At 43.8% G+C, this 23,388-nt stretch carries 30 protein-coding genes; 24 read left to right on the top strand and 6 right to left on the bottom strand.

The window, feature by feature from the left end; translation table 11 throughout:
• Positions 1–17: 17 nt before the first annotated feature.
• The 3 genes from ICN18_RS00455 (at position 18) to ICN18_RS00445 (ending at position 3,749) form a co-directional block, all read left to right on the top strand.
• A complete protein-coding gene (locus tag ICN18_RS00455; RefSeq protein ID WP_216188603.1) occupies positions 18–2,213 on the top strand; it encodes an OsmC domain/YcaO domain-containing protein in 2,196 nt (731 codons plus the stop codon).
• Positions 2,214–2,246: 33 nt separating this feature from the next.
• Positions 2,247–2,942: a nitroreductase gene (locus ICN18_RS00450; protein WP_216188602.1), complete on the top strand. Its 696-nt coding sequence runs from the start codon at positions 2,247–2,249 to the stop codon at positions 2,940–2,942.
• 234 nt (positions 2,943–3,176) lie between these two features.
• The gene (locus tag ICN18_RS00445) at positions 3,177–3,749 is read left to right on the top strand and encodes a phasin family protein (RefSeq protein ID WP_216188601.1); all 573 of its coding nucleotides are present in this window, start codon (positions 3,177–3,179) and stop codon (positions 3,747–3,749) included.
• Positions 3,750–3,821: 72 nt separating this feature from the next.
• Here the strand turns inward: ICN18_RS00445 and ICN18_RS00440 are convergent, their stop codons facing one another.
• Entirely contained in the window at positions 3,822–4,457 is a 636-nt protein-coding gene (locus tag ICN18_RS00440; protein WP_216188600.1) for an NAD(P)H-dependent oxidoreductase, read from the bottom strand.
• A gap of 109 nt (positions 4,458–4,566) precedes the next feature.
• Here ICN18_RS00440 and ICN18_RS00435 point away from each other — a divergent pair, with 109 nt between their 5' ends.
• Positions 4,567–4,923: a DUF1622 domain-containing protein gene (locus ICN18_RS00435; protein WP_216188599.1), complete on the top strand. Its 357-nt coding sequence runs from the start codon at positions 4,567–4,569 to the stop codon at positions 4,921–4,923.
• A gap of 85 nt (positions 4,924–5,008) precedes the next feature.
• Here the strand turns inward: ICN18_RS00435 and ahpF are convergent, their stop codons facing one another.
• A complete protein-coding gene (ahpF, locus tag ICN18_RS00430; RefSeq protein ID WP_216188598.1) occupies positions 5,009–6,586 on the bottom strand; it encodes an alkyl hydroperoxide reductase subunit F in 1,578 nt (525 codons plus the stop codon).
• A gap of 107 nt (positions 6,587–6,693) precedes the next feature.
• The gene (ahpC, locus tag ICN18_RS00425) at positions 6,694–7,257 is read right to left on the bottom strand and encodes an alkyl hydroperoxide reductase subunit C (RefSeq protein ID WP_216188597.1); all 564 of its coding nucleotides are present in this window, start codon (positions 7,255–7,257) and stop codon (positions 6,694–6,696) included.
• A 278-nt stretch (positions 7,258–7,535) separates the two neighbouring features.
• Here ahpC and ICN18_RS00420 point away from each other — a divergent pair, with 278 nt between their 5' ends.
• From ICN18_RS00420 to ICN18_RS00400, 5 genes are all read left to right on the top strand, one after another.
• On the top strand, positions 7,536–8,075 hold the full coding sequence (locus ICN18_RS00420) for an OmpA/MotB family protein (protein WP_216188596.1): 540 nt from the start codon (positions 7,536–7,538) through the stop codon (positions 8,073–8,075).
• Between the two features lie 25 nt (positions 8,076–8,100).
• A complete protein-coding gene (locus ICN18_RS00415; RefSeq protein WP_216188595.1) occupies positions 8,101–8,499 on the top strand; it encodes a COG4315 family predicted lipoprotein in 399 nt (132 codons plus the stop codon).
• 193 nt (positions 8,500–8,692) lie between these two features.
• Positions 8,693–9,511 carry a hypothetical protein gene (locus ICN18_RS00410; RefSeq protein WP_216188594.1) on the top strand — a complete coding sequence of 273 codons (819 nt, stop codon included), beginning with the start codon at positions 8,693–8,695 and terminating at the stop codon, positions 9,509–9,511.
• A gap of 24 nt (positions 9,512–9,535) precedes the next feature.
• The gene (locus ICN18_RS00405; protein ID WP_216188593.1) at positions 9,536–10,417 is read left to right on the top strand and encodes a hypothetical protein; all 882 of its coding nucleotides are present in this window, start codon (positions 9,536–9,538) and stop codon (positions 10,415–10,417) included.
• A 43-nt stretch (positions 10,418–10,460) separates the two neighbouring features.
• Entirely contained in the window at positions 10,461–11,570 is a 1,110-nt protein-coding gene (locus tag ICN18_RS00400) for a linear amide C-N hydrolase (protein ID WP_216188592.1), read from the top strand.
• A gap of 81 nt (positions 11,571–11,651) precedes the next feature.
• Here the strand turns inward: ICN18_RS00400 and ICN18_RS00395 are convergent, their stop codons facing one another.
• Positions 11,652–12,329, bottom strand: a complete 678-nt coding sequence (locus ICN18_RS00395; RefSeq protein ID WP_216188591.1) for a DUF1345 domain-containing protein — start codon at positions 12,327–12,329, stop codon at positions 11,652–11,654.
• Positions 12,330–12,574: 245 nt separating this feature from the next.
• Between ICN18_RS00395 and ICN18_RS00390 the strand changes: the two genes are divergently transcribed.
• Entirely contained in the window at positions 12,575–13,213 is a 639-nt protein-coding gene (locus ICN18_RS00390; RefSeq protein ID WP_216188590.1) for a lipid-binding SYLF domain-containing protein, read from the top strand.
• 148 nt (positions 13,214–13,361) lie between these two features.
• Complete coding sequence (locus ICN18_RS00385; RefSeq protein ID WP_216188589.1) at positions 13,362–13,913, top strand: phasin family protein; 552 nt, start codon at positions 13,362–13,364, stop codon at positions 13,911–13,913.
• A gap of 29 nt (positions 13,914–13,942) precedes the next feature.
• On the opposite strand, the gene ICN18_RS00380 is transcribed toward ICN18_RS00385, so the two are convergent.
• Positions 13,943–14,842 carry a histone deacetylase family protein gene (locus tag ICN18_RS00380; protein WP_216188588.1) on the bottom strand — a complete coding sequence of 300 codons (900 nt, stop codon included), beginning with the start codon at positions 14,840–14,842 and terminating at the stop codon, positions 13,943–13,945.
• Between the two features lie 7 nt (positions 14,843–14,849).
• Positions 14,850–15,224: a DUF2237 family protein gene (locus ICN18_RS00375; RefSeq protein WP_216188587.1), complete on the bottom strand. Its 375-nt coding sequence runs from the start codon at positions 15,222–15,224 to the stop codon at positions 14,850–14,852.
• 60 nt (positions 15,225–15,284) lie between these two features.
• Here ICN18_RS00375 and ICN18_RS00370 point away from each other — a divergent pair, with 60 nt between their 5' ends.
• The 13 genes from ICN18_RS00370 to ICN18_RS00310 all read left to right on the top strand — a co-directional run bounded on the left by ICN18_RS00370 (position 15,285) and on the right by ICN18_RS00310 (position 23,201).
• Complete coding sequence (locus tag ICN18_RS00370; RefSeq protein WP_216188586.1) at positions 15,285–15,683, top strand: thiol-disulfide oxidoreductase DCC family protein; 399 nt, start codon at positions 15,285–15,287, stop codon at positions 15,681–15,683.
• Complete coding sequence (locus ICN18_RS00365; RefSeq protein WP_216188585.1) at positions 15,680–16,228, top strand: chalcone isomerase family protein; 549 nt, start codon at positions 15,680–15,682, stop codon at positions 16,226–16,228. The genes ICN18_RS00370 and ICN18_RS00365 overlap by 4 nt, the downstream gene beginning before the upstream one ends.
• Positions 16,229–16,231: 3 nt before the next feature.
• A complete protein-coding gene (locus ICN18_RS00360; protein WP_216188584.1) occupies positions 16,232–16,780 on the top strand; it encodes a DUF3833 domain-containing protein in 549 nt (182 codons plus the stop codon).
• A gap of 70 nt (positions 16,781–16,850) precedes the next feature.
• Positions 16,851–17,384 (top strand): superoxide dismutase family protein, encoded by a 534-nt coding sequence (locus tag ICN18_RS00355; RefSeq protein ID WP_216188583.1) that lies wholly within the window; start codon positions 16,851–16,853, stop codon positions 17,382–17,384.
• A gap of 35 nt (positions 17,385–17,419) precedes the next feature.
• On the top strand, positions 17,420–17,863 hold the full coding sequence (locus ICN18_RS00350; RefSeq protein ID WP_216188582.1) for a DUF2452 domain-containing protein: 444 nt from the start codon (positions 17,420–17,422) through the stop codon (positions 17,861–17,863).
• Between the two features lie 32 nt (positions 17,864–17,895).
• Complete coding sequence (locus ICN18_RS00345; protein ID WP_216188581.1) at positions 17,896–18,876, top strand: quinone oxidoreductase family protein; 981 nt, start codon at positions 17,896–17,898, stop codon at positions 18,874–18,876.
• Positions 18,877–18,959: 83 nt separating this feature from the next.
• Positions 18,960–19,373 (top strand): carboxypeptidase regulatory-like domain-containing protein, encoded by a 414-nt coding sequence (locus ICN18_RS00340; protein ID WP_216188580.1) that lies wholly within the window; start codon positions 18,960–18,962, stop codon positions 19,371–19,373.
• A gap of 88 nt (positions 19,374–19,461) precedes the next feature.
• Complete coding sequence (locus tag ICN18_RS00335) at positions 19,462–20,316, top strand: metal-dependent hydrolase (protein WP_216188579.1); 855 nt, start codon at positions 19,462–19,464, stop codon at positions 20,314–20,316.
• Positions 20,317–20,435: 119 nt separating this feature from the next.
• Entirely contained in the window at positions 20,436–20,849 is a 414-nt protein-coding gene (locus tag ICN18_RS00330; protein ID WP_216188578.1) for a MarR family winged helix-turn-helix transcriptional regulator, read from the top strand.
• 28 nt (positions 20,850–20,877) lie between these two features.
• Positions 20,878–21,432, top strand: coding sequence for a flavodoxin family protein (locus ICN18_RS00325; RefSeq protein WP_216188577.1), 555 nt, complete (start codon positions 20,878–20,880; stop codon positions 21,430–21,432).
• The gene (locus ICN18_RS00320; RefSeq protein ID WP_216188576.1) at positions 21,432–21,980 is read left to right on the top strand and encodes a cytochrome b; all 549 of its coding nucleotides are present in this window, start codon (positions 21,432–21,434) and stop codon (positions 21,978–21,980) included. The genes ICN18_RS00325 and ICN18_RS00320 overlap by 1 nt, the downstream gene beginning before the upstream one ends.
• Positions 21,970–22,557, top strand: a complete 588-nt coding sequence (locus tag ICN18_RS00315; RefSeq protein ID WP_216188575.1) for a YceI family protein — start codon at positions 21,970–21,972, stop codon at positions 22,555–22,557. Before ICN18_RS00320 ends, ICN18_RS00315 begins: the two co-directional genes overlap by 11 nt.
• Before the next feature lie 71 nt (positions 22,558–22,628).
• Positions 22,629–23,201, top strand: coding sequence for a YceI family protein (locus ICN18_RS00310; protein WP_216188574.1), 573 nt, complete (start codon positions 22,629–22,631; stop codon positions 23,199–23,201).
• The last annotated feature ends 187 nt before the right edge of the window (positions 23,202–23,388 follow it).

The raw sequence follows: 23,388 nt of genomic DNA, 5'->3' as shown, positions 1-23,388 counted from the left end.
ATTTTGGAATCATCCCCATGGAAATCAAGGTCAACTTTCTCGATAAGCTTCGCCTAGAGGCAAAGTTCGATGACTTCACTGTCATTGCTGACCAGCCCATCCGCTATAAAGGTGATGGTTCTGCGCCCGGACCGTTCGATTACTTTTTAGCTTCTTCTGCTTTATGTGCAGCTTACTTTGTGAAGCTGTACTGCGAGACTCGTAATTTATCTACTGAGAATATTCGCCTCTCACAAAACAATATTGTTGATCCAGAAAATCGTTACCAACAGATTTTTAAGATTCAAGTTGAATTACCAGCAGATATTTCTGCTGCGGACCGTCAGGGTATCCTGCGATCTATTGAGCGTTGCACTGTCAAGAAGGTAGTTCAAGCTGGACCAGAGTTTGTTATTGAAGAGGTGGCCAATTTAGATGCTGATGCACAAAGCCTGCTGACTCTGAAGCCTGATGCTGGATCCAGCACTCACATTATTGGCAAGGACCTCCCTTTAGAGCAGACGATTGCCAATATGTCTGCCTTACTAGCAAACCTGGGCATCAAGATTGAAATTGCCTCATGGCGCAATCTCATTCCGAATGTCTGGTCTTTACATATTCGTGATGCACATTCACCAATGTGTTTTACCAATGGCAAGGGCGCTACCAAAGAAAGTGCTTTAGCTTCTGCGCTAGGCGAATACATCGAGCGCCTAAGTAATAACCATTTTTATGCTGGCTCGTATTGGGGTGAAGATATTGCCAATGCAGAGTTTGTGCATTATCCGAATGAACGCTGGTTTAAGCCTGGCAAGAAAGACGCATTGCCGACAGAAATTCTGGATGACTACTGTCTAGCAATATATAACCCAGATGGTGAGTTACGTGCATCCCATTTGGTTGATACGAATTCTGGAAATGCAGAGCGTGGCATCTGCTCTTTGCCTTATGTCCGTCAATCTGATGGCGCAACAGTATATTTCCCGTCTAATCTCATTGAAAACTTGTTTGTCAGTAATGGAATGAGTGCTGGTAATACGCTGGCAGAAGCGCAAGTGCAATGCTTGTCAGAGATTTTCGAGCGAGCAGTCAAGCGTGAAATTCTGGAAGGCGAAATTGCCTTGCCAGATGTTCCTAAAGAAGTGTTAGCAAGATATCCTGGTATCTTGGCTGGTATTCAGAGTCTAGAGGAGCAGGGTTTTCCGGTATTGGTCAAAGATGCATCACTTGGTGGCATCTACCCGGTGATGTGCGTTACTTTGATGAACCCACACACTGGCGGTGTATTTGCTTCCTTTGGTGCGCATCCAAGTCTTGAGGTTGCACTAGAGAGAAGTCTGACTGAGTTATTGCAGGGCCGCAGCTTAGAAGGTTTAAACGATTTACCTCCACCTACCTTTGCTAGTGAAGCGGTGACCGAGCCTAATAACTTTGTTGAGCACTTCATTGATTCCAGTGGGATCGTGTCATGGCGCTTCTTTAGTGCAAAGTCAGATTATGAATTCGTAGATTGGGATTTCACCAGCCAAGGGCCTGACTCAAACGCTAAGGAAGCAGAGGCTTTGTTTGGCATCTTGAAAGAGATGGGTAAAGAAGTCTATGCGGCTGAATATGATCAGTTAGGCGCAACCGCTTGCCGAATTTTGGTGCCAGGATATTCTGAGGTTTACCCAATTGAAGATCTGATCTGGGACAACACGAATAAAGCATTGCTATTCCGAAGTGACATTTTAAATTTATCTAAGCTTGACGACGCAAGTCTGGCACATTTACTTGAGCGCCTAGAGAATAACGAGCTTGATGAGTATGGCGACATCGCTACACTGATAGGTATCGAATTTGACGAGAATACCGTTTGGGGGCAGCTTACCGTTCTCGAGCTGAAGTTACTAATTAATTTGGTTTTAAAGCAATTTGACGAGGCGCATGATTTGGTAGGCGCCTTTCTTCAGTACAACGACAATACCGTTGAGCGAAAATTGTTTTATCAAGCTCTAGATGCTGCTCTTGAGGTTCTTCTTGATGACGAGCTGGAGATGGCTGATTATGAGGTGAACTTCCGTCGCATGTATGGCAACGCAAGGATGGATGCTGTTTTGGGTTCAATTGATGGAAGCGTCCGCTTCTTTGGTTTAACGCCAACAAGCATGAAGCTGGAAGGCCTTGATAGGCACCATCGCCTGATTGATAGCTACAGAAAGCTGCATAAGGCGCGAGCCAGTAAGGCGCCTTAATAGTTTTTGTATTTATAAATTAAGAGGTAAGTCATGAAATCACTCACTCCAGCTGAAGCAATTACTTCTCGCATGTCTGTGCGGGCGTTTACCAAAGATGCCGTCTCGAAAGAGACTATTCTCAAATTACTGAATATTTCTGCACGCGCACCATCAGGAACAAATACACAACCTTGGAAAGCATATGTTGTAGAAGGTAAGGCGCTTGAAGAGTTGTGCGGCAAAGTTTGCGCGGCTTATGACGCAATTGCTGTAAATCCTGAGTTGGCAAAAGAATATCAACCGGCTTATGACTATTACCCTGCCAAATGGTTTAGCCCCTACATTGATAGACGCCGCGAAAATGGCTGGGGCTTATATGGCTTGCTTGGAATTACTAAAGGTGACAAAGATAAGATGCATGCTCAGCATCGTAAAAACTTCGAGGCCTTTGGTGCGCCAGTTTGTATCTTCTTTACTATAGATAAAGATCTTGGCAAAGGTTCAATGCTTGACTACGGCATGTTCTTGCAGAATATGATGATTGCAGCCAGGGGTGCGGGCTTAGATACTTGTCCGCAAGCGGCATGGAATGGTTTTGCAAAGATCATCCTCCCATCTATTGGCGCCAAGGAGAATGAGATGCTTGTGTGCGGTATGGCACTGGGTTATGCCGATAAAAGCGAGATTGTGAACACCTTTATTACCCCTAGGGTGAGTGCTGAGGACTTTACTACCTGGGTAAGGTAGCTTTCCTAGGTTGGTAATTTCAGCCATTTTTGGAGGGTTTTGGCCTAATTTCCGGGCATTTTCCTAATTTTAAGACTGAGTTAAGTCCTTGAAAAACCTCATTTAAAGCTTAAAAATGAAGTTTTTGAAAATATATGCTGCTTTGCAACAAAAAATATCTTGCAATTCCAAAATAGCGATTTTAAAATGGTGCATCGCAATAAAAAAACCCATTAAATAAATAAAGGATTAATCATGTTCCAAACTCAATTAAATGACCAATTGGCTGCTGCTCAAGCTAAAGCTATCGAAAACGCTAAACATTTGGCACAAGTTGCTGTTGAAAGCGCTCAAGAATTAGCTGAAATCAACCAAGCTGCTGCTAAAGATGCTTTGGTTGCTGCTCAAGATACAAGCTCACAATTGTTGGCAATCAAGGATCCACAACAATTAGCTAAATTAGCTCAGCCAGAAGCTGCTCAAGAAGCTGCTAAATACGCTGCTGCTTACCAAGCTAAAGTAAACCAAGTAGTTCGTAACGGTAACAAAGAAGTTGCTCAAGTAGTTGACGCTTCTATTGATGACGCACGCGCTGATTTGGTTAAGTTTGTTAAAGAAGCTACTAAGACAGCTCCTGCTGGTTCTGAGGCATTTGTTTCTGCATTCAAAACTGCTTTTGATTCTTCACTCCAACAGTTCGATCAAGTTCGTGCAACTGCAACTGACGCATTTGCTAACTTCGAAAAGAGTGTTGATGCTGCTTTGGCAAACATTCAAGGTCAATACGCTGTTGCTAAGCCAGCTGCTAAAAGCCGTAAAGCTGCTTAATTAGCTACTTAGTTTTAGTGTTAACAAAAGCCACCTTCGGGTGGCTTTTTCATTCCCGATTGCATGAATGACTTACTCAATCCAAGTTATAAAGCTTTCCTTAGGTCTTCTCACTTTTTTCAGATTTACTAACCAGTCCTCATCTGTCTTTCTGTAGCCGAGGGGCATCATCACAACGCTACGTAAACCTTTTGCTTTTAGCTCTAGGATTTCATCAAGCGCTACGGCATCAAAGCCTTCCATTGGCGTAGAGTCCACCTGCTCATATGCAGCTGCAATGAGTGCAGTTCCTAGCCCGATGTATGCTTGCTTTGCAGCATGGGTGAAATTGGTTTCAGCATCTCTTGCGGTGTAGCCTGCTAGGAGCTTTTGGCGATAGATGTCACCAGCTTCGCTTTTAAAGTTTCGCAACTTCTCTGTCATATCGAATGATTGATTGATTCGGTCTGCTGTATAGGTATCCCATGCAGCAAAAACGAGCAAGTGAGAAGAGTCTACTACTTGGGTTTGATCCCAGGATATTGCTTTGATCTTTTCACGGATCGCTTTATTGGTAATCACTAGAATCTCATAGGGTTGCAGACCACTAGAACTGGCGCTCAAACGAATCGCCTCTAAGATTTGCTCCACCTTGTCCAGGGATACGGATTTTGAAGGATCCATTTTTTTGGTTGCATAGCGCCACTGAAGTTTGTCAATTAAGCTCATTCGGATTTCCTTGGATTTAATAAAAAAGTAGATGATTCAGTGTAATTTATAACGGGATATATTACTAAACGGGTTAATATGGGCTCGTTCAATCTACGAAGACTACAACATGAATCAAATTGAAATTATTCGCGACGTTAGTGATGTCATGGACGCGTTTGGGGTAGCAGTCGTATCCATCGGTGTTTTATGGGGACTCTTTTGTTTCGCTAAGGGTTTGATTACCCAGACGGCAGCTATTGCCTACAAAACCTTTCGCATTCAGATCGTTCGCTCTCTCATTCTTGGTCTTGAGGTCTTGGTTGCCGGGGATGTGATTCGCACTGTTGCTATTAGCCCAACCTTAACAAGTGTGGCTGTACTAGGTGCCATTGTTTTAATTCGTTGTTTCTTGAGCTGGTCCTTAACTCTGGAGATTGATGGTCGCTGGCCCTGGCAAGCGCCTAGGCCAGACCAGACTGAATAATTTGCGTTTATTCCACAAAAAGAATAAGGGAGTCTTTCGACTCCCTTTTGTATTACTGCTGAATGCTTGTGATGCTAATTATTGCTTATGCAGCAACCGCTTCTTCAGTCTCTACAACCGACGAGCGTATCAAGTAATCAAATGCTCCGAGTGAAGCCTTGGCACCTTCGCCCATCGCAATGATGATTTGCTTATAAGGAACTGTAGTGCAGTCACCTGCTGCAAATACACCAGGGACAGAAGTTTCGCCTTTAGCATCAACGATAACTTCACCATGCTTTGATAAATCAATACTGCCTTTGAGCCAATCGGTGTTTGGTAACAAGCCGATTTGTACAAAGATGCCGTCCAGTTCAATCGTGTGCTCAGTCTTGTTGGTGCGATCTTCGTAGCGTAAGCCATTTACCTTACCATTCGCGCCTAATACCTCTTTAGTAAGGGCGCTCATAATGACAGTCACGTTTGGCATGCTAGCCATCTTCTTTTGTAAGACCGCATCAGCACGCAATTTGCTATCAAATTCAATTAAGGTGACGTGACTAACGATACCTGCCAAATCAATTGCAGCCTCAACGCCAGAGTTGCCACCACCAATAACAGCTACTCGCTTACCTTTAAATAGTGGGCCATCGCAGTGAGGGCAATACGCAACACCTTTCCCGCGGTATTCTAGCTCGCCAGGAACATTCATTTCTCTCCAGCGAGCGCCAGTACTGATAATCACAGACTTGCTGCTCAGGACTGCGCCATTGGCTAGCTCAATTTCAACGCCGTTGGTGGTTTTGCGCAAGGCATTGGCGCGCTGCAGGTTCATGATGTCGACTTCATAACTCTTCACATGCTGCTCAAGTGCTTGAACCAATTTAGGTCCTTCCGTCTCCTTGACGGAGATGAAGTTTTCAATGCCCATAGTGTCCATGACTTGACCGCCGAAACGTTCAGCCACAATACCAGTGCGAATACCTTTGCGCGCGGCATAGATAGCTGCAGCTGCACCTGCGGGTCCGCCGCCGATCACCAAAACATCATATGGCGCTTTGGCAGAGAGTTTTGCAGCCTCATCTTTGGGGCTTGCGGTATCGAGTTTGGCAACAATCTCTTCAACAGTCATGCGACCTTGACCAAATGCTTCGCCATTCAAGATAACGGTTGGTACAGCCATGATTTGGTATTGATCAACCAGGCCTTGGTAAAGGGCGCCGTCCACCATTTCATGGGTAACGTTTGGATTGAGGGCTGCCATTAAATTCAGAGCCTGCACAACATCAGGGCAGTTGTGGCATGACAAAGAGATAAAAGTCTGAAAACTCAGTTTTTTATCAAGCTTAATGATGCGATCAATTACCTCTTGCTCTACCTTGGCTGGATAGCCGCTTGCTTGCAAAATGGCCAGGATAAAAGAAGTCATCTCATGGCCCATTGGTAGGCCGGCAAAAGTAATGCGTGCCTCTTGATCTACTTTACTTACCGTAAAGCTTGGCTTATGTTCAGCCTTACCATCCGTTTTAACCGTGATCTTGTCTGATTGCTCAGCAACTTCATTTAATAGTTCAAGCATTTGCTTGGAGCTGTCGCCGTCATCAACACTAGCGACTAAAACGATAGGGCTTACGATCTTTTCAAAATAAACCTTCAATTGAGATTTGATATTGGTATCGAGCATGGTAATTTCCTTGGGTATTTTTTAGGTGAGTCTATTGGGCAGGAGCTGGTCCTCTCCAATAGACTCTCTTAAAGAGAGTCTATGGATTAGCTATTTAACTTCGCAGCTTAGATCTTGCCTACGAGATCCAAAGAAGGAGTCAACGTTGCTGCGCCTTCTTTCCACTTAGCTGGGCAAACTTCACCTGGGTGTGCGGCTGTGTACTGAGCAGCTTTCAACTTGCGCAATGTTTCAGAAATGTCACGAGCGATTTCATTTGAATGAATCTCTGCAGTTTTGATGATGCCTTCTGGGTTAATAATGAATGTGCCGCGCAATGCCAAACCTGCTTCAGGGATGTGAACGCCGAATGCATTTGTCAAAGTATGTGTTGGGTCGCCAACGAGTGGGAACTTTGCTTTGCCAACAGCAGGGGATGTCTCATGCCAAACTTTGTGTGAGAAATGAGTATCAGTTGTTACGATGTAAACCTCAGCACCCATTTTTTGGAATTCAGCATAGTTTTCTGCTGCATCTTCAATTTCAGTAGGGCAGTTAAATGTAAATGCTGCTGGCATGAAAATGAGAACTGACCAGTGGCCCTTAAGGGTTTCGTCAGTAATGGTTACGAACTTACCATTGTGGAAAGCTTCGGTTTTAAATGGCTGTACTGCTGTATTAATGATGGACATACTGTGCTCCTTGTTTTGGTTAATCAATCTCTTTAGTAACTAATGCAACTGAACGAATTTTGAACCTCACTTGTTTATTTGTCTAATGAATAAATTTGATGCTTGTTATCGAAAATATAGATAATTGACTGTTTACGGCGTATGGGGTGCCTAGAAGCCAACAATTGCTGTTTTTGTCCCCTTTATTTTTGGATTTTTGAAGGATTTAGTTGTTTCATTGGGCTATAGTGGATCTATTGTCTATATGGCTAATTTTTTTAATAGTGCGGAGAAATAGTATGAATTTAGTTAAACAAGGATTTTTGGCTTTATCTATTGCAGCGATGGCTCTTTTGGGCGCCTGTGTTTCTCAGGGCAAATACAACCAATTGGACCAGGCATATAGCCAGCTTCAGCAGGCCTATCAGGGTGATGAAGTTGAAATTCGTCAATTGCAAGGCGAGTTACGCATTACGATCCGCGACAAAATTTTGTTTCCTGAGGGCGGCTATCGTTTAAATGCAAAAGCGGAACAAGTGTTGGCAAAAATGGCCCCAACACTTTCTGGTTTTCAAAACACCAAGGTTGTGGTTCGTGGCTACACAGACAATCTTTCAATTGGCCCTGAGTTGCGCAAGCAAGGCATTACAACAAATCTTGACTTGTCTTCTAAGCGTGCAGATAACGTTGTCGACTATCTCATTCGCAAGGGTGTAAGCCAGGGCTTGATTTCTGCGCAAGGCATGGGTGAATCCAATCCAGTAGCCTCTAACGCAACTCCAGAAGGCCGTGCACAAAATCGTCGTATCGAAGTTACCTTGGTTGGTCCAGGTAATTAATTCATAGCCCATATAAGGATAGAGAATGAAAAATTTATTAAAGCTTTGCGCAGCAGTAGTTGTGGCGATGTCATTGGTCGCCTGCTCTAATACTCCGGATGTAAAAACATCCTCAGCAGATTTTGTAAAAGTGACAAATGGTATCTTGACCAGCAGTTATGGCAAGACCATGTATACCTTTGATAAAGATCAGGCTGGTTCGGGTAAGTCTGAATGCGTTTCAACTTGTGCAGATAATTGGCCGCCAGTCTATGTAGAGCCTGGTATTAAGCTCTCTGACAACTTTTCTTACATCAGCCGTAATGATGGTCAAAAACAATTGACCTATAAAGGCAAGCCACTGTACTTCTTCGTTAAGGACAAAAATCCTGGCGATAAGACTGGTGATAACGTGAATAATGTATGGCATGTTGTGGCGCCATAAGTCGTACAGTATTTAATGAGATTGATGCAAGTAATGCCACCTTATGGTGGCATTACTTTTATGAGATTGTTTCCCCCGTTTCTCATTAAGAAATCAGTGATTTAGCCGAATCCCATTAGCCCTGCGGGCTATAATTACGCTCAAATTTAGTATTAATTACCCTTCCATAACCCCATATTCAATCGATCTATTTATGAACAAGAAAATTTTGGCAGTTTTATTGACTGCATATGCAATGTTCTCTGCTAATTGCAGCGCTTATGCGGAGGAGGCTCTTACTCCGATCCCCAAGATTGTTAATGAGTGGACTTTTGACGTGACGCCATATGTTTGGGGGTCAAATATTAACTCTACACTCAACTACAAGGGCAAATATCTTAATACTGCAGACGTGACCATGAACGATATCATCAGCAACCTCAAATCAGGAGGAATGATTGCTGGAGAGGCTCGTTATGGTAGCTGGGGAATTATGGCTGACTTGGTAAGTGCTACTTTGCAAAATAGCGGCACAGCGCCAGTAACTCCAGCACCAGGTTATAACTTTAAGGTAGCGTATAAACCTACTCTTCAGCAAACTATTTTGACTGGAGCAGCTACCTATAACTTCATAAATAATCAAGACGCTACTGTTGATGGTTTGCTGGGAGTTCGTTGGATCAGCATGACGGCTACCTTGAATCTTGCGCTTGATGGTACGAATTATTCATTGAGCGACTCAAAGACTGTAAGTACTGTTGATCCGATTGCTGGCTTTAAGGGGCGCTACCGTCTAGCAGGATCTAATTGGTATATTCCTTTCTACGCTGATATCGGTAGTGGTGGTGGCACAACCAATGTGACTTGGCAGGCGATGGCGGGTATTGGGAAAACCATTGAGAAGTGGGTTGATGTTTCCTTGGTCTATCGCAGTCTTTACTATGACATGAATAGCTCAAAGACAAACGGTGCAGGTCTTCTGCAAAAGACTACCTTTCAAGGCCCGCAATTATCGGCAACTTTCCACTTCTAATTACTGCTTCAGAGAAGAAAATCTATGAAACTTCAATTCCAAATAGCGACTGCTTTAATAGCTACATCATTCTCTTCTTTTGCAACTTTCGCTCAAGAAATTCCTGCGCGCGCTGGCACGGTAGCTGCTGAAAATTCTGGTGCTGTATCCGTTTCCGTTAAACCTGCAGTAGACACTGTGGGCATTGCTAAGAAATTGGCAAATCCAATCGCCAATATGATTTCGGTGCCGCTGCAATACCAATTTAGCCGCGGCGTTGGCCTGAATCAGGGTGGCTCTGAGCAAACTCTTCTATTTCAGCCAGTTGCGCCATTTAATTTGGGCGGCGGCGACACTTTCATTGTGCGTCCGATTGTTGCGGGCGTTAGAGAGACTAGTGTACAAACCGGATCTGGCCAAACATTTTCCGGGTACGGTATTGCTAGCGTAACTCTCGAGTCTTTCTATGCGCCGAATACCAATTCTTCTTGGATTTGGGGTATTGGCCCATATGCGCAATCACCATCAGGCAATAGTGGCAAGTTTGGTTCACAACAGACAGGTGCTGGTGTAACTGCTGTGGTGTTGAATCGTGAAGGCCCCTGGACCTATGGCTTGCTCGGCTATCAATCATGGAATGTGGGCGGCAATCCAACTTTTGGTACGCAAAATAATTTATACGGGCAGCCTTTTGTTGCCTACACCAATAAAGAAGCTTGGACATATACGGTGAATATGGAGGCTCTTTATAACTACGATACTCGCCGTACCTCTAATCCTCTTTACGCTGGCGTATCTAAATTATTCGTATTTGATGGTGTGCCTATATCCTTTGGAGCGGGTCCTATGTATTACGTCAGCAATACACCAGGTGGACCATCTGGTTGGGGTGCGCGTGCTACGGCAACATTAGTCATTTTGAAATAATTCGTTTTACAAGTACGTACTTATAAATGATCGGGAGTTAATAATGAATCAAAAGACCTTAAAAAAATTACTAGCTGCATCAGTTTCAATGACATTAGCATTTGCGCCAATAGCGAGCAATGCTTGTACTAGTTTCTTGCTCAAGGGCAGTGATGGTGGCTATGTTTATGGGCGCACAATGGAGTTTGGTTTGCCCCTGAATTCTCAGTTAACTTCGATTCCAAGGGCTTATGCCCTCAAGGGAATTGGTGTTGATGGTAAATACGGCTCAGGTCTAAATTGGACTTCAAAATATGCAGTAGCTGGCATGAATGCGCTGGGCTTGCCTGAGTTTGTAGATGGTATGAATGAAAAAGGCCTCATTGGAGGAGTGCTTAACTTCCCAAATAGTGCTGTATATCCAGCGGTTACACAAGCTGATTCAGGAAGCAGTATCAATTCTGTTCAGGTACTCACTTATGTCCTGACAAATTTTGCTTCTGTGGACGAGGTGAAGGCCGGTCTACCGAAGATTAAGGTCAATGGCGCTAAGTTGGCTGTTTATGGAAATCAGACTCCGCCAGTGCACTATACATTTCACGATAGCAATGGGAAAAGTATTGTGGTTGAGTACTCTAAAAATGGCTTGTCTATTTTCGACAATCCAACGACTGTATTGACAAACGATCCTCCTTTTCAGGATCACCTCAATAGCATTGGAAATTATGCCAATCTCTCTAAAGTAGAAAAGCCACCCCTCGTTATTAATGGCGCTACTTATGCAGCCCCAAGCTCTGGTAATGGCTTGCATGGCCTTCCTGGCGATTTCCTCAGTCCTAGTCGTTTCATTCGCGCATTATTTTTATCCAACTCAGTACCAACCAACTTTACTAATGCTCAGATGGATGGTGCTGCTTGGCATATCCTAGGAAGCTTTGATATTCCTCCAGGATCGGTGACCTTGCCGGCTAGCAATCCTTACGGGGGCGGCACGGGTGGCTACGAAGTAACTGAATGGACTATCGTGGCAAACAACAAAACCATGGTCTACAACGTCAAGATGTTTGAAAACAGTAATGTCTATGCATTCGATCTGAAGAAAATGGATGTGAATGCTAAAGAAATTAAGTACGTTAAATTGGCTCAACCAAAAATTTTGGTTCCGGTGAATTAATCGAGTGAGGTTAAGACGCTAAGCATTGAAAAGAAGCTCGCTTGTCGAGCTTCTTTAGCAACCAATGGCTACGAGTTATTTTCAGGAAAGAGCGACCACTCCTGAAATTAAGTTGATGGCTAAAGCTAGTAATGAGGCATTAAAGACAAAGGCAGCCATACCTTGAAGCATGACTAAGAATCGTATTCTGGAGCTGGCAATATTGACGTCAGCGGTTTGGCAGGTCATGCCAATCACTATGGAGAAGTACAGAAAGTCTACATATGTAGGTTTAGGCTTTGAGGCAAACAGCAAAGGCGCCTCCCTGTTTTTCTCAAGCTCTTGGTAATAGACGTTCGCGTAGTGCAGGGCAAATGCGCTATGTACATACAACCAAGAAATAATATAAGTCGCTAAAACTAGCCCAACATGACGAATAGCAAGGTTGGTAGGAAGTGCCTTGATGCCTGAAAGAATGATCACAATGGTTACCAGGCTGGCTGCAGCTGCCAGCACAATTATCAAGAGAATCATTGCTGCGCCATCATCCTCCTTCTTTGAGAGGTCGAGAATATTTTCTGGGGTGGAAAAATACATCATGATGTAAGTCAGGGTAAGGTAGAGTCCTCCCGCTAACACCCATGCAAGAGCTAGCCGGACGATTGCGCTTTGATCGGCTGAAAGCAGGAAATAAGACGCTATTCCAGTGAAAGCAACAATTAGCAGTCTATGAATGGCGCCTATTTGGTGCCAGTATTGTGTCCAGGGGGATGCTTTCATAGTGGCCCTAGTATGCCTTTAAAATAGATTTAACAAAAATAAAGCAGAGGATTTGAGATTGAGGTCAAACATCAGAACTTGGAGTCTAGTAGCAGGGGCACTTATTATTTTGGCTGCCTGTATCTTTTCCTATATATTAACTAAGCCTGCTGAGGCCGATGTATCTTTCTTGAATAAGGTTTTGATACCTAGTGCTGTTCAAGCCGCATAAACCTTATTCATTCACTTAACCAGATACTTTCACTATGACTAACCGATTCAAAATCCTTTCTAAATGTATTTCTATTACCTTGCTTGCTTCAATATTTCTAGCGGGCTGCCAATCTACTGGCCAAGATGGTAAGCCGCTTACTACCGCGGAAATCTTGCAAAAGCGTGATGCCACTTTGAAAATGTCGAAGACTGGTCTTGATGCTTTGATTAAACAAAAGCCAGAAGTTCAAAAAGAGATTGATCAAGCTGCTGGCTATGCAGTCTTTACCACCACCAATGTCAATATTGTTTTGATAGTGGTAGCACGTGGCGAAGGTGTCTTATTCGATAAGCGACGCAAAGAGCCCATTTTTATGCAGGCACTTAAAACGGGTGAAGGTCTAGGAGCTGGATATCAAGACCAATACCAAGTGGCAATTTTTAAAACACCCGCTGCAATCGATCAGTTTTTATTAACGTCTATTGACGGCAAGCGCGGTGGCATTGATGTGGATGCCAATTTCTCTGCTGGCTCAGGTGGCACGATCCGTTCGTTCAATCCTGAGATCACTTTTTACACTGTGGGACTTTCCGGTTATGACCTTCAAGCCAACTATGGAGGAACCCTCTATTTAGTGGATCAACAACTCAATGATGCGGCGACTTTAAATAGTCTTCCCAAGAAGAAATAGTCCGTTTCTAATTGTTTTAGAGCCCCGGGTGGCAATACCCGGGGCTTTTTCCTTTTTTGGTCTGAGCGTATCTACTGGTATTTCTCTATAGAAACCCACCTTAACGAGAGTAGATTGGTATCTGTCCTCACCCAATTGAAAGGCTGATATGAGTAAGAAATCGTTTGATATGAGTGCGATACCAGGCCAACAAAGAGCTATCGATGCGACCAAGGCTGCCGGACGTGTGGCAATCGAAAGTGCGCAGGCGATTGCGCAGATCAATCAGCAAGCCACCCAAGAATTAGCCTCCATGATTCAAAAGCGTGTTTCTGAGCTTATGAAAACTCAAGACCCTAAGTCTGCCTTTGAATTTATCCATGCAGAAGTTTTACAGGATGCTGCTAAAGAAGTGACCCAGTATCACAATCAATTGCTCCAGGTGCTTAAAAGTGGCAACCAGGAGTTAGCTGATATTGCCGAGACTATGATTCAGGAATCTAAGGCAGATTTAATTCATTTTGTAAATGACGCTACTGACAATGCACCGCTTGGTAGCGAGGCTTACGTTTCCGTATTTAAAACTTCATTTAATAATGCGCTACAGAATTTTGAATTGATACGTGCTGCAATGGCAGACTCATTTACTAATTTTGAGAAGAGCGTTGAGAATGTCGGCAACCTTACCAGCCCAAAGGGCGCTTCTAAAAAGAAGGGTTGAAGATTGTCAGTATTAATTCGATGAATTCGTTAATACTGTTTCTGAAATTGCAGGGCGGTTTTGATGGTCTGGAAGTGAATATCGACTGTGGATTCAATTTCTTTACCGTAACCGCCCGCCATAGAAAATGCAATTGGTAACTGTCGACCTAGTCCGTACTCAAAGACCATTTCATCTCGTAGGCGCATTCCATCTTTACTGATTTTTAACCTTCCCAGTCGATCGCCTTCATGGGGGTCAGCGCCCGCTAAGAAGATCAGGCAGTTTGCTTTAAACCGTGCATCGAGTTGATCTAGACAATTCTCCAGGGACTGTAAATAGGTTTCATCATTACATCCATCCGCTAGACCTATATCAAGATCGCTTTCTTCTTTTTTAAATGGGAAGTTATTTTCCCCATGAATGGAGAGCGTAAAAATAGAATCATCATTTTGCAAAATAGATGCCGTTCCGTTACCCTGATGTACATCTAAATCAATTACAGCAATTTTAAGATTTTGACTTACCTCTTTTTGGAGGGTTCGCGCAGCGATAGCCGAATCATTGAACACGCAAAATCCACTGCCAGTATCTCGATAGGCATGATGTGTACCACCAGCTAGATTAGCGGCAATGCCTTCTCGCAAAGCAGTTTTAGCTGCAGCGACTGTAGCACCAGCAGAGCGGCGGGAGCGCTCTACCATTTGCTCGCTCCACGGGAAGCCAATTTCTTTTTGTTCCTGTGGGGAAAGTCTCCCTTCAATTACCTTAATGAGATAACTTGGATCATGCGCATATAGAATTTGTGTATCTGTTACAGGTGGCGCCTCCACAAGCTCCAGGTCATAAAGATTACCAACTAAATCACGTAAGCGGGAATACTTCTCCATCGGGAAGCGATGGCCCGACGGAAGAGGTAATACAAAGTGATCTGTGTAAAAAGCCTTCACGGTTTACTCACACCTCTCTCGCATATTCCTTAAGAATATTTAAGGGTACTGTCTCTAGAGCCTTAATGTGGGTGCTTTCAAGTTTGATGAATGGAGCGCAATTAGCGTTGAATGCTTCTACCCAGCGGTTGACGCATAAACACCATTGATCACCTGTTACCAATCCTGGGAATTGATATTCTGGCCTTGGGGTAATGAGATCGTTCCCTTTTTGTAGGCTAAATTGCAAAAACTCGTTTGTCACAATCGCACATACCAAATGGCTGCCCACATCCTCTTCATTGGTTTTGCAGCAACCATCCCTAAAAAAGCCTGTTAGAGGGTCAAAAGAGCAGGGAATTAATGGCTCTCCAAATACATTTAACGCAATCTCTTTTTGCATAACAACCTTAAAGTTCGTGTGTCAGCCAGTTTATTGAATAAGCCGTAAACTTGCTTAACCATGTCTCAGCTAGAAAAGTTCACCTTGTTTTATGATGGCGCCTGCCCTTTGTGTCAGGCTGAGATTCTTTTCCTATCCGGGCGAAATCAGGCCAATCTTTTAGACTTTGTTGATATCAACTCGGCACAGTTTGATCCGCAAAAAGTGGGAGTCTCATGTGAGGCTGCATTGGCAGCAATGTATGGACAGTTTGCTAGCGGTAAATTAATTCAAGGTGTTTCGGTATTTCCTGAGGCTTATCGGCGCGCAAACTTGCCGCGTATGGCTTGGTTCTTCTCAAGAAAGCCGCTACAACCATTCTTGAAGCTGGCTTATCTCTTTTTCGCTAAGAATAGACACGCTATTTCAAGTCTGTTAGGGCCCGCGGCATTGCGTTTGGTAAAGTCAAAATCACAATGAAGATTCTGCGTCATCTTCTCGTGCTTGTTCTGCTCAATGTATCTACTTCGGCTGTCATTGCGCGTGAGCCTTTAGAGCTACCTCAGCATTTAAGCACTGCCAAGCTTCAGGGTAGTGGACGATTAACTTGGTGGGGTTTGCATATTTATGACGCCTCGTTTTATCGAGTCGGATCACTATCTTCGCCTGAGTTTGCGTTGGAGATGCGTTATCAGAAATCCTTCTCAGGGGCTTCCATTGCCAATCGGAGTGTTGAAGAAATGAAGCGTATCGGCGTTCCTGATGCTCAGGCGACACTTTGGGGTAAGGAATTAACTGGCTTTTTGCCTAATGTGGAGTCAGGACAAACTTTGACTGCCATCTACGCCCCAAAGCAAGGGACAACCTTTTATTTTGAAGGTAAGCAGATCGCTCAAATTCCTGGTGCCGAGTTTTCTAAAGCATTTTTTGGCATCTGGTTGGACCCTAAAACCAGCGCGCCAAAGCTCAGAACAGAATTACTAGGACAAACTTGTCCACCACCGCTCTTTAATGAGACTTGCTAATTTATGAAATCGCTCTTCACTCGCTTCATCTCCATTGCATTTTGTGTATTACTTTTAGTTTCTTGTGCCTCACCTCAGGTTTCTCAATATGCTGCTGAGAAACCGACCTTAGATCTGAGTGAATATTTCTCTGGAACGATTGATGCCTATGGCATCTTTACGGATCGCAGTGGCGAAGTAAAGAAACGCTTTACCGTTCTTATCAAATCAAACTGGACGGTAGTTGATGGGAAAAAAGTAGGAACATTGGACGAAAGCTTTGAGTACTCTGATGGCACAAAACAAAAACGTATCTGGACCCTAACTGAGCAGTCTCCAGGTAATTACATTGGCAGGGCAGATGATGTCGTAGGAGATGCACTAGGCCAATCGGCTGGTAATGCTCTGAATTGGACTTATACCCTCGCTTTACCGGTTGATGGCACGATTTACCACGTTCAATTTAACGATTGGATGTACTTAGTAACCCCTAAAGTAATGCTCAATAAGGCCAAGATGAGTAAGTTTGGCATTGAATTGGGTGAGGTGACCTTGAGCTTCTACAAGCGCTGAGCAAAAGCACTGGATTTGTGTCACACTTTCTTGGAGGGCGTCATTGAGCGCCCATCCCATGGAGATCTAAATGAAATTAAAATTTAAGCAGGTTTCAATTGCTCTATCCACCATAGGAATTTTATCTTTGGTGGCCTGTCAATCGATGGAACAGGGTACAGGGCAAAAAGCCAGTGCAAGTTTAGATTCTCGTTCAGGCTCACAAGCCAAAGGTGAAGTTAACTTTGTATGGCAAGGTAACGACGTTCTGATCAATGGTAAGTTTTCTGGATTAAAGCCAAATTCAGAGCAGGGATTTCATGTTCATGAAAAAGGTGATTGCTCGGCTCCAGATGCAACTAGTGCAGGCGGCCACTTTAATCCCGAAACGAAATCCCACGGTATGCCTAACAGCGGCATGAATCATGCTGGTGATTTACCCAACATTAAATCTGATGCAAGTGGTAACGCTACTTACACAGCAAAGTTACATGGATTTTCAGTCAACACTGGACCAACTGGGATTATTGGCCGCTCAGTGGTAGTGCATCGCGATCCGGATGATTACAAATCTCAGCCCGCTGGAAATTCTGGGCCACGCATTGCATGTGGTTTGATTAAGTAATCTATTTCAATACATTTAAAGATACAGGGCATTACATGAGAATCGAAGATACCGATCCGGCGCGTCACGCAGGGATTGAATATCCAATGGAAGTGGGCGCCCCTGTATTTGCGCCCATTAAAGTTACTGAAGAAAAAGATAAGGCCGTCAATGTAGCGCGTCAGAATGCCAAGCTGGAGTACGACCGCATCATGGAGCAGGCCGAAGTCTTAATGAAGCAAGCTAAAGCCCTGCAAGCAAGACTAGATGCTACAGAGATGGTGCATAGCGCTAAGTTCAGCTTTAACCCAATCCACGGAAAGATTTATCACCTGTATTACGACAGTAGAAATAGCGTCAATGTATTAATTCAGAATGGCCCAAGCGGATGGAGCTGTGGCATTCCTGATGGTTGGACATATTCAATGGCGGTAAAAAAATTGGGCGATAGTACTTGGGCAGTAATTGAAGAGGAATCTTCAGGCGCCCTTACTGTATGATTATTTTTTGATAAAAACTATATAGGTGACATGTGACAAAAGCACGAGTAGTTAGTCTTACTGAGCTAGGTAGCGCAGATGTAATTAAAGTAATCGACAAAGAATTGCCACCCCCGGCAAAAGGTGAGGTGCAGATTCGTCAAACTGCTATTGGATTCAACTTCATTGATGTGTATCAACGCTCTGGTGTTTATCCCTTGGAAATGCCTACTGGCCTTGGTCATGAGGCCGCCGGCGTCGTTGAGTTAGTTGGTGATGGCGTTGCTGATTTGAAGGTTGGCGATCACGTCGTCTATATGAATGCAGGTATTGGTGCGTATGCAAGTGCGCGTAATGTTGCTGCTGATAAATTGGTTTTAATACCGAGCAATATTTCTGATGAGGTAGCTGCCGCTGTTTTCTTTAAGGCGATGACGGCGCAATATCTGGTTCAGAAGACATATAAGGTTAAGGCAGGCGATGTTGTCCTAGTGCATGCTGCAGCCGGTGGTGTTGGGCAGATTTTGGCTGGCTGGGCAAAAGCCTTGGGCGCATTTGTTGTCGGTACCGTGGGTTCGCCAGCAAAGTTTGCAGCAGCCAAAGAGGCTGGCTGCGATGCGGTTGTTGATTACTCGCAGCCGAATTGGGTTGAAGAGGTAATTAAAGCCACTGGTGGTAAAAAAGCTAACGTGGTTTATGACTCTGTAGCTAAAACTACCTTCTTAGGTTCCTTAGATTGCACTGCCCCTTTTGGAACGGTCGCTTTGTTTGGTGCGGCTTCTGGACCAGCTCCAGAGATTCAGCCAGAAATTCTAAACAAGAAGGGTTGCCTGTTTTTAACGAGACCTTCTGTGTTCCCGCATAACGCTACTGCAGCATTGTTAAAAGAAAATGCCAAAGCAGTATTTGATGCAATTGCCAAAGGGCAGGTTAAAGTACAAATTGGTGCTAAGTTTTCTTTGGAGCAGGCTGCTGATGCCCACCGTGCTGCAGAGGGTCGAAAAGTTTCAGGCGCGATTGTGATGACACCTTAGATTTAAGTGTCCTGACGAACATAAGCCCCGTTGTTTTAGCAGCGGGGCTTTTTTTATATCTCAATCGGTCGTAACATGAAAGTATGAAAACACTTCTCAAAATGATTATCTCCATCCAATTACTCTTAATGAGTTCTTGGGCTTTGTCACAAATTCCGGAGACGCAGCACTCTCAGGGCATTTCGTACATCACTGGTGGCGTTGGTGAGGGCGAGACTGTTGCAATACTTGGCGAGGCAAAGCAATGGCCCTTATTGCTGGAGATGTCTCAAATTGAAAATGGTAGAGGAGTTTGGATCTTTGGGGCCACTATCAAAATGATCGATGCAAAAAAGCGGGTAATTTTTGATGCTCAAGCGGATGGACCTTACATGCTGGTTAATCTTGTGCCTGGGGATTACGTGATTGAGGCTGCCTACCAGGGGGTGGTTCAGAAGAGGGCCTTCTCCATCAAGTCTGACTCACCACAAAAAATTTTTCTTTTCTGGAAGTCGTAGTTTGCTAAATGACGCAATGCGTCATAAGCCTAAAGGTTCAATTTGGTCTATAGTTTCCTGATGAATACAAATATCAGGAGACACATTCATGAAGAGCTTTGCATCTAAAAGCGGCTTAGGTTTATTGATTGCAGTGGCGCTTGCTTCTGCACCCTCATTGAGTGGTGCGCAGAATTCAACTGCACCTAGCGCACAGGGCAAGACAGAGGCGCTCTGGTTTGGGCAGGCGGGATTTAGGATCAAATCTCCTCAGGGAAAAATGATTTTGATCGACCCCTGGATTACTGGTGGTCCAAAGACGCCCCCAATGTACAAAAATGATTTAGCGGCTATTGGACCAATTGATTTACTTTTAGTCACTCATGCACACGTGGATCACATTGGTGATGCGCCTACGGTTGCTAAGACTAACAATATTAAGTTGTATGGCCCTGCCGATATGGTGACCCCGCTCACGACACTGGGAATATTGCCTGCAGATTTAGGCCATCGCTTCAATAAGACCGGTCGCGTGACTCCTTTGCCTGGAGTTAAAGTTACTGCCGTACAGGCTGAGCATTCTTCTTTGTTGGTTTGGAAAAATCCTGCCACCGAGAAAATGGAATCACATCCTGCTGGCGAGCCGATGGGGTACATCATCGAGCTTGAGAATGGATTCAAGATTTGGCACATGGGCGACACCGGATTATTTAGCGACATGAAATTTATTAGCGAGCACTACAAGCCAGACTTGGTCATGATTCCAATTGGTGGAAATTTCACAATGGCTCCAGATGATGCTGCATATGCATTAAAAACTTGGATCAAGCCAAAGATGGTGATTCCAATGCACTACAACTCAAATCCAATGACTAAGGGTACCTTGGCAGAGTTCCAGGCTGCAATGAAAGGTAGCAATATCAAAATCATCCCTATGACTGAAGGTGAGACGGTCCAATTCTGAGGTGTGCACGAGATTTGGCCTAAACCCCACATTAACTGTGGGGTTTTTTTATTGGTAGTTCTTGCATTTAGTTCGCGTTAGTACTAAACTAGTCCTAATTAGTACTTTAAATGAGAGAAATGAACTTTTTACCAACCCTAAGAAACCTGGTTTCTTCCTATCAAGCGTTTGATCGTTATTCCGCACCCCACATTAAATCCTTGGGTCTGACGATGACACAGTTTGATGTAATCGCAACCTTGGGAAATCAGTTGCCGATGAGCTGTAAGGAGCTTGGGGAGAAGACCTTGGTTACCAAAGGGACGCTCACAGGTGTATTGGAGCGCTTAGAAGCAAAAGGACTCATTCTTAGACAGGCGAATTCAGAGGATGCTCGTAGTCAGCTCATTGGATTAACGTCGGATGGTCAATCTGTATTTGAAAAAGTATTTCCTGAGCATTTGGAGTTTTTAAATAAGGCATTTAAAAAATTATCATCAGATGAATTGCAACAGCTTGAGAAATCTCTTAAGTTATTGAAAGACATCTTTTAATCAAGCCGAGCAAGACAAGGAGAATTACATGAGCAAAGTAGCTGTGGTATTTCATAGTGGTTATGGCCACACTGTAAAACAGGCTGAAGCTGTTGCTAAGGGCGCTAATGGCACTCTGGTGGCCATTGATGCTGAAGGTAATATTACCGATGCACAATGGGTGACTTTAAATGATGCGGATGCGATTGTATTTGGCTCGCCAACCTACATGGGCACTGTGAGCTGGCAGTTTAAGAAGTTTGCGGATGCTAGCTCTAAACAGTGGTTCTCGCAGCAATGGAAAGACAAGGTATTTGGAGGTTTTACGAATTCAGCAACCATGAATGGCGATAAACATTCCACATTGCATTACTTCTTTACACTGGCAATGCAGCATTCAGGATTATGGATTGGTACAGGGTTGATGCCTTCAAATTCAAAAGCCGCTAAACGTGACGACGTTAACTATGTTGGTTCATTTGCCGGTGCGATGATGCAAACCCCATCCGATGCAAGTGCTGATGAAGTTAATGTAGGCGACCTAGAGACAGCGCGTCTTTATGGGGAGCGTATTGCAAAAATCACTAAGCAATTGCGCGGCTAATGCGTAAGGTCAGATATACCTTTATTGCCATCATCCTTCACTGGGTGATGGCGCTCTTGATCTTTACAACATGGTCAATTGCAATTGCCATCGACGACATGCCTTTGAGCCCCGCCAGAATCACAGGGCTGAGTTGGCATAAGTGGTTGGGCGTCACCATCTTCTTTTTGGTGATACTGCGTTTGCTATGGCGAGCTACACATTCTGTGCCACCTCTCAAGCTACAAATGCCCGCATGGCAAGAAAAGGCTATGCAGCTAACTCATCTCACTCTTTATTTGTTGATGCTGGCGATCCCCGTAGTGGGCTGGTTAATGAGTTCCGCAAAGGGGTATACGGTGAACTACTTTGGTTTATTTGAGTTGCCAGATTTAGTTGATAAAGATAAGGCCTTGGGTCATCAACTAAAGGAAATTCATGAGATTTTAGCAAATGGGCTGATGGTATTGGTTGGACTTCATATCCTGGCTGCATTGAAACATCAGTTCATCGATAAAGATGGTTTGTTGAGTCGCATGACATTTGGAGGTTCTGTTGATGAAAAATAATTCCTTGGTTCAAATGCCAACACTATTAAGAGTGCTGTTTGTTGCTTTTGTAATGAGTGTTGCTAGTTCCTCCTATGCTACAGAGTACTCTTCTATTGATGCCACTAAAAGTAAGATAACTTTTACAAGCAAGTTGATGGGCTCGAAGATTTCTGGAGGTTTTGGAAAATTCTCCGGAAAGATTTCATTTAATCCAGAAGAGCCAGAAAAAGCCAAAGCCAATCTTGTTATTGAAATTTCTAGTTTCAATGCTGGTGGCGACGAGTTGCAAGAAGAGGCAAAGGGTAAGGACTGGTTTAGCGCCAAACTTTTCCCTACGGCTAGTTATGTAACAGAAACCGTTAAGGCTACTGGGCCGAATAGCCTAGATGTCCGCGGAACGCTGACGATCAAAGGCAAAGCCGTGCCGCTATTGATGGCCGTGAAGTACCAGTCTCAAGGTAAGCAGATGGTTTTTGATGCGAGCTTTCAGATGTTGAGATTAGATTTTGGCTTGGGCGCTGGAAATTGGGCCGATACCTCTGCAGTCGCTAATGAGGTTCCGGTCAATGTGCATTTGGTCTTAAATCAAAAATAGCTTTACAAATTTATTTAGCATTACTTAACTTAACTTAACTTACTTATTCAATTTTTAATTAGGAGAATTACATGAAATCAAAATTACTTATCGCTTTATTTGCAGCAATTGGTTTGAGCTCTGCTCTCGCTGCTCCAGCTACCTATACAACAGATGCAAATCATACTTTTGCACAGTTTGAATACAACCACTTAGGTTTTTCAAATCAAACTAGCCGTTTCAATAACGTTACTGGTACCGTAACAATTGATCAAACTGCTAAAAAAGGTAGTGTGGACATTACGATTGATACAAAATCTGTTGATACAGGATCTGCATTATTTAATACGCATATCCAAGGTGAAGATTTTTTATCAACCACACAATTTCCAACTGCCAGCTTTCAATCTAACGACATGATTTTCAAAGGCGATAAGCCAGTTGCTTTGAAGGGTGTGTTGACTCTGAAGGGTGTAAGCAAGCCAGTAACTTTAAAAATTACTAACTTTGAGTGCAAAAAACACCCAATGTCTGGCGTAGATTATTGCGGCGCTAACGCAGAAACTAAAGTAAAGCGTACGGAATTCAATATGGGTAAATACGCGCCACACGTAGGTGACGACGTAACCATCTTGATCGCCATTGAGGCATCTAAAAAGGAGTAAATCCCTCGCTTAGATCGATCTAGTCTGAAAAACCACCTACGGGTGGTTTTTTCTTTGTCGGTCATCTCGGTTTATAATCACATAAGTAATTGAATTAAAAGAGAATATTCCCAAAATTCCACTTTAGCTAGTTTGACAGCTCACAGGGGCTCTTGGACAATGCCAGGGGTGGTGATTCAAGCCACAA

This window comes from Polynucleobacter parvulilacunae, from assembly GCF_018881715.1.
Lineage (GTDB): Bacteria > Pseudomonadota > Gammaproteobacteria > Burkholderiales > Burkholderiaceae > Polynucleobacter > Polynucleobacter parvulilacunae.
The sequence above is the reverse complement of the archived record's forward strand: the minus strand, read 5'-3'. Positions and strand labels throughout refer to the sequence as shown.